Origin of the sequence: Rhodoplanes roseus, assembly GCF_003258865.1 — a bacterium.
GTDB lineage: Bacteria > Pseudomonadota > Alphaproteobacteria > Rhizobiales > Xanthobacteraceae > Rhodoplanes > Rhodoplanes roseus.
Window position 1 is genome coordinate 1 of record NZ_NPEX01000780.1, and the last position, 280, is coordinate 280.

A 280-nucleotide genomic window follows, 5' to 3' on the forward strand; every position below is an offset into this window, starting at 1 on the left:
GCTCGTCAAGAGCCCATAGGCTTCGCTCCAGCCGGGCGTCACCGTCAGGATACGCTTGGAGAGCTCCCGCCATTTTGCCTCGGCGCTGTCGCCATAGACTTTCTTCATCCACAGAAGCAGCCCGAGACCCGGTGTCGAGCTGCGAGGATCTTCGATGGCGATCTTCTCTTCCGGATTGCCGCTGACCAGCTCCTCCAGGCTTTGCGGAGGCGCACCGATCGCCTGGCTGTCGTAGACGACGGCGAACCAGCCATAATCGTAGGGTATGAACACCGGATCG

The 280-nt window shown here is 61.1% G+C and carries 1 protein-coding gene; it reads right to left on the bottom strand.

The features are described 5' to 3' along the window. Window positions 1–280, bottom strand: a 280-nt coding sequence (locus tag CH341_RS32375; RefSeq protein WP_146604760.1) for a thiamine ABC transporter substrate-binding protein, incomplete at both ends; no start/stop codon positions are given.